Consider the following 5,014-nt stretch of genomic DNA (forward strand, 5'->3'; position numbering starts at 1 on the left):
AGGCCGGTGACCGGGAGGTCGGCGCACACCATCGCCGGCAGCGCGCCGGAGGTGCTGAGCTCCAGCGGATGCAGCAGGCCGGGCACCTGCAGCGCCTGCAGCAGCGCATGTTCCTCGCGGAAGTCGCTGGCGTCGCCGGTGCCGACCTTGAGCAGGATCGGCGTGCCATCGGCGCTGCGCTGCGCATGGCCGATCTGCGACCGGCGCGTGCGCGCGATCCAGCTCACCTGGCTCCGCTGGCCCTGCATCATCCTCAAGCACCTCCTGGCCCAGGTCCTGTGCCGGCCGCGGCGACGGGCTGCCGCCGTGGCCGCCGAGCGCGTGGCCCTCGTCCTGCGGGCGGCGCGCCGAGCTTACGCAATGCCTGGGGGCCGTCAATCGACGGGTGCCCTCGGTGTGCGCCAGGGCATGCTGCGCGCCAGGCCTGGATCGCGCCAGCGCATCAAGCCGATGTCGATCGGCGCGGCCGCCGCGACCGCACCTCGGCGAACAGGTCGTACAGCTGCTGCGCCGCCGGCGACAGCGAGCGGCCGCGCCGGCGGATCAGGCCGACCTTGCGCGTGATCACCGGGTCGACCAGTGGCACGCTCACCAGCAGCGGGTGCTCGGGCCCGGGCATGGCCATCGACGGCACCGCCGCCACGCCCAGCCCAGCTTCGACCAGGCCCAGCGTCGTCGTCACGTGCTGGGCCTCGTAGATGGCCTGCGGCCGCGCCTTCACGCTGGCCAGCGCCTGGTCCAGCAGCACGCGGTTGCCGGAGCTGCGCCCCACCGAGATGTAGTCGTACTGGCCCAGCTGCGACCAGCTGACGCGCTTCATCCGGGCGATCGGGTGGTCGCGCCGGCAGGCGGCGACGAAGCGTTCCTCGACCAGCGGCTCGAACGCCAGCTCGCCTTCCTGCGCGCCGATGAAGTTGAGGCCGAAGTCCGCCTCGCCGCGCGAGACGGCCGCCAGCACCTCGTTGGCACCGGCATCGAGCACCTTCACCCGCACCCGGGGCGCCCGCTCGTGGTAGCGGCGGATCACCTCCGACAGGTAGTAGTAGACGGTGGAGGGCACGCAGGCGACCGTGACTTCGCCCATGCGCGTGGCCGCCACGCCGCGGATGCCCAGCAGCGTGTTGTCCAGCTCGTCGAGCAGCTCGCGCACCTTGCGTTCGAAGTCGCGGCCCACCGCGGTGAGGGTCACGCGCCGCGTGGTGCGCTCGAGCAGCCGCACGCCCAGCGCCTGCTCCAGCTTGTCGATGCGGCGGCTGAAGGCCGGCTGCGACAGGTGCACCGACTCGGCGGCCTTGCGGAAGTTGCTCAGCTCGGCCACGGCCCGGAAGGCCAGCAGGTCGTTGAGGTCGAAGTTGATGGCCATGGCGGGGTCCTGCAATTGATGCCGAAAGCGGATCAGTTGATCTTAAAGATGCAATTCCGTTTTGCAATCCCGGCGCCGAAGATGGAGGTCATGAAGCGAGCCATCCCCTGCGTCCTGATGCGCGCCGGCACCTCCCGCGGGCCGTTCTTCCTGCGTGAGTGGTTGCCGGCCGACGACACGGCCCGCGACGAGGCGCTGATCGGCGCCATCGGCGCGTCCGACCTGCTGCAGGTCGACGGCGTCGGCGGCGGCAGCACGCTGACCAGCAAGGTGGCCATCGTGTCGAAGTCCTCCGAGCCGGGCTGCGACGTGGACTACCTGTTCGCCCAGGTCGGCGTCGGGCAGAAGTCGGTCGACACGCGGCCCAACTGCGGCAACATGCTCTCGGGTGTCGCGCCCTTCGCGATCGAGCAGGGCCTGGTCCAGGCGCAGGACGGCGAGACCACGGTGCGGGTGTTCAACGTCAACACCCGCTCGCGCATCGACGTCACGGTGCTGACGCCCGAAGGACGCGTCACCTACGACGGCGAGACCGGCATCGACGGCGTCGCCGGCACCGCCGCGCCGATCCGCCTGAACTTCCTGGATGCCTGGGGCGCGGTGACCGGCTCGCTGTTCCCCACCGGGCATCGCATCGATCGCATCGGCGGCATCGAGCTCACCTGCATCGACGCCGCGATGCCGCTGGTGATCATGCGGGCGCGCGACTTGGGCCTCACCGGCCGCGAGGCGCCGTCCGAGCTGGATGCCGACCTCGCGCTGCTGGCCCGCATCGAAGCCATCCGCCTGGCGGCCGGCCAGGCCATGGGCCTGGGCGACGTGTCCGGCAGCGTGGTGCCCAAGCCGGTGATCGCCAGCGACGGCGACAGCGCCGGCAGCATCACCTCGCGCTACTTCACGCCGCGGCGCTGCCATGCCTCGCATGCCGTCACCGGCGCCATCGGCGTCGCCACCGCGTTCGCGCTGCCGGGCACCGTGGTCAGCGGCAGCGAAGGCCGGCCCGGCGCGCGCGTGATCTCGGTGCTGCATCCGCAGGGGCGCATCGACGTCGAGGTGGCGATCGAAGGCCAGGGGGCGGAAGCCCGCATCCAGCGTGCCGCGCTCGTGCGCACCGCCCGAAAGATCCTGCAGGGCGAACTGCACCTGCCGCCCTACGTGTTCTCGCAACCATCCGAAGGAGACAAATCGATGAAGCGCTTGATTGCACCGGCGGTCGCTGCCGTGATGGCCGCCGCCGCCCCGCTGGCCATGGCCTACCCGGACAAGACCATCACGCTGGTGGTGCCCACCGCGGCCGGTGGCGGCAACGACGCGATGGCCCGCACCATCGCGCAGAAGATGGGGCCGCTGCTGGGCCAGACCATCATCATCGACAACCGGGCCGGCGCGGCCGGCGCCATCGCCAGCGAATTCGTCGCGCGGGCCACGCCCGACGGCCACACGCTGATGTTCGGCTACATCGCCACGCACGCGATGAACCCGGCGCTGCAGAAGCTGCGCTACGACCCGGTGGCCGATTTCGCACCGGTCGGGCTGGTGGGCTATTCACCCACGCTGATGGTGGCCAACCCGAACGCGCCGTTCAAGGACGTGCGCGAACTGCTGGCCCAGCTGAAGGCCAAGCCCGACCAGTACATGTACGCCTCCGCCGGCAACGGCACGGCACCGCACTTCGCGGCCGAGCTGTTCAAGCTGAACGCCGGCGTCTCGATGATCGGCGTGCCCTACAAGGGCGCCGCGCCGGCCATCAGCGACACGCTGGGCGGCCAGACGCAGCTGATGTTCCCGAGCTTCTTCACCGCGCTGCCGCATGTGAAGGCGGGCAAGCTGCGCGCGCTGGCCATCGCCGGCCCGAAGCGCAGCCCTCTGCTGCCCAACGTGCCCACGCTGAAGGAAGCCGGCGTGGACGGCGTCGACGTGCAGCAGTGGTACGCGATCTTCGCGCCGGCCAAGACACCGAAGGCGGTGATCGACCAGCTCAACAAGGCGCTGAACCAGGTGCTGGCCGACAAGGAAGTCATCAAGCGCATCGAGGAGCACGGCGCCGACGTCGAGACCAGCAGCAGTGGTACGCGATCTTCGCGCCGGCCAAGACACCGAAGGCGGTGATCGACCAGCTCAACAAGGCGCTGAACCAGGTGCTGGCCGACAAGGAAGTCATCAAGCGCATCGAGGAGCACGGCGCCGACGTCGAGACCAGCACGCCCGAGCAGCTGGGCACGCTGGTGAAGACCGAGCTGGCCAAGTGGAAGGGCGTCGTGCAGCGCGCCAAGCTGACGGCTGATTGACTCCCCCCGTAGCGCCTTCGGCGCCTCCCCCCAGGGGGCACCGCCAGCGGCCCGGCAAAGCCGGTTCCGCGGCGGTTGCTTGGTGGCGCCTGATGCATGCCACAAGGGTGCCGGTCTGCGACATGGACCCCTGAGATGACCTACTGAATCGGAACGGAGCCTGCGACATGGACACTTCGCTGAACGAGCTGCGCGCCTGGGTGGGCCGCAGCGAGAGCCTGCAAGACCTGATCGGCGCCACGCCGGTCAAGGCGCTGCAGGCCACGCTGGACCATCCGCCGATGGCGGTGAACCCGGGCACGGCGCTGCCACCGCTGTGGCACTGGCTGTACTTCCTGCCGCTGCACCGGCAAAGCGAGGTCGGCCCCGACGGCCACGCCCGGCGCGGCGGCTTCCTGCCGCCGGTGCCGCTGCCGCGCCGCATGTGGGCCGGCAGCCAGTTCGAGTTCCGCGCGCCGGTGCGGGTGGGCGACACGGTCGAGCGCACCTCGACCATCGCCGACGTCTCGGTCAAGGAGGGACGCAGCGGCACGCTGGTCTTCGTCAAGGTGCGCCACGAGTTGCGCTGCAACGGCGCGGCCGAGCCGGCGATCGTCGAGTTCCATGACATCGTCTACCGCGACGCCAGGCGCCCAGGCGATGTCGATCCGCCGCCGCAGCCGGCGCCCAGCGGCGCCGCGTGGCAGCGCGAGATCGTGCCGGACGACGTGCTGCTGTTCCGCTACTCGGCGCTCACCTTCAACGGCCACCGCATCCACTACGACCGAAAGTACGTGACCGAGGTGGAGGGCTACCCCGGGCTGATCGTGCACGGCCCGCTGATCGCCACGCTGCTGATGGACCTGGTGCGCCGCCATGCGCCAGAGGCCGAGGTCGCCAGCTTCCGCTTCAAGGCGGTGCGGCCGACCTTCGACCTGCATGCGTTCCGCGTCAACGGGCAACTGCAGGACGACGGCAAGACCGTCAAGCTGTGGGCCCAGGACCATGAAGGCTGGCTGACGATGGACGCCGTGGCCACGCTGCGTTAAGGGGTTAGGCATGCAACCGCTCAAGGGACTCACCGTCGTCACGCTCGAGCACGCCATCGCGGCGCCGTTCGCCACGCGCCAGCTCGCCGACCTGGGCGCCCGCGTGATCAAGATCGAACGCCCCGGCGTCGGCGACTTCGCCCGTGGCTACGACAGCCGCGTGCGCGGCCTGGCCTCGCACTTCGTGTGGACCAACCGCTCGAAGGAAAGCCTGACGCTGGACGTCAAGCACCCCGAGGCCGCCCAGCTGCTCGAACGCCTGGTGCTGGAGAAGGCCGACGTGGTGGTGCAGAACCTCGCGCCCGGCGCGGCCGCGCGGCTGGGCCTGGGCTACG

At 70.5% G+C, this 5,014-nt stretch carries 6 protein-coding genes; 4 read left to right on the plus strand and 2 right to left on the minus strand.

Annotated elements, in window-relative coordinates; translation table 11 throughout:
• Positions 1-248: hypothetical protein (locus ACILR4_RS28730; RefSeq protein ID WP_395704313.1), on the minus strand; the 248-nt coding region annotated here is incomplete at its 3' end.
• Between the two features lie 194 nt (positions 249-442).
• Positions 443-1,363, minus strand: a complete 921-nt coding sequence (locus ACILR4_RS28735; protein WP_395704314.1) for a LysR family transcriptional regulator — start codon at positions 1,361-1,363, stop codon at positions 443-445.
• Positions 1,364-1,453: 90 nt separating this feature from the next.
• On the opposite strand from ACILR4_RS28735, the gene ACILR4_RS28740 reads away from it, so the two are divergent.
• The 4 genes from ACILR4_RS28740 to ACILR4_RS28755 all read left to right on the plus strand — a co-directional run.
• Positions 1,454-3,472, plus strand: a complete 2,019-nt coding sequence (locus ACILR4_RS28740) for a 4-oxalomesaconate tautomerase (RefSeq protein ID WP_395704315.1) — start codon at positions 1,454-1,456, stop codon at positions 3,470-3,472.
• Positions 3,469-3,651, plus strand: coding sequence for a hypothetical protein (locus ACILR4_RS28745; protein WP_395704316.1), 183 nt, complete (start codon positions 3,469-3,471; stop codon positions 3,649-3,651). The genes ACILR4_RS28740 and ACILR4_RS28745 overlap by 4 nt, the downstream gene beginning before the upstream one ends.
• 167 nt (positions 3,652-3,818) lie before the next feature.
• Complete coding sequence (locus ACILR4_RS28750; RefSeq protein ID WP_395704317.1) at positions 3,819-4,679, plus strand: MaoC family dehydratase N-terminal domain-containing protein; 861 nt, start codon at positions 3,819-3,821, stop codon at positions 4,677-4,679.
• Positions 4,680-4,689: 10 nt separating this feature from the next.
• Positions 4,690-5,014 (plus strand): CoA transferase (locus tag ACILR4_RS28755; protein ID WP_395704318.1); only part of this gene is annotated, 325 nt, incomplete at its 3' end.

The sequence above is a fragment of the Aquabacterium sp. genome (assembly GCF_044226965.1).
Lineage (GTDB): Bacteria > Pseudomonadota > Gammaproteobacteria > Burkholderiales > Burkholderiaceae_C > Pseudaquabacterium.

Excerpts from the sequence above, each read along its gene's own strand:
- ACILR4_RS28735 (WP_395704314.1), bottom strand. The coding sequence starts at position 1,363 with ATGGCCATCAACTTCGACCTCAACGACCTGCTGGCCTTCCGGGCCGTG.
- ACILR4_RS28740 (WP_395704315.1), top strand. The coding sequence starts at position 1,454 with ATGAAGCGAGCCATCCCCTGCGTCCTGATGCGCGCCGGCACCTCCCGC.
- ACILR4_RS28750 (WP_395704317.1), top strand. The coding sequence starts at position 3,819 with ATGGACACTTCGCTGAACGAGCTGCGCGCCTGGGTGGGCCGCAGCGAG.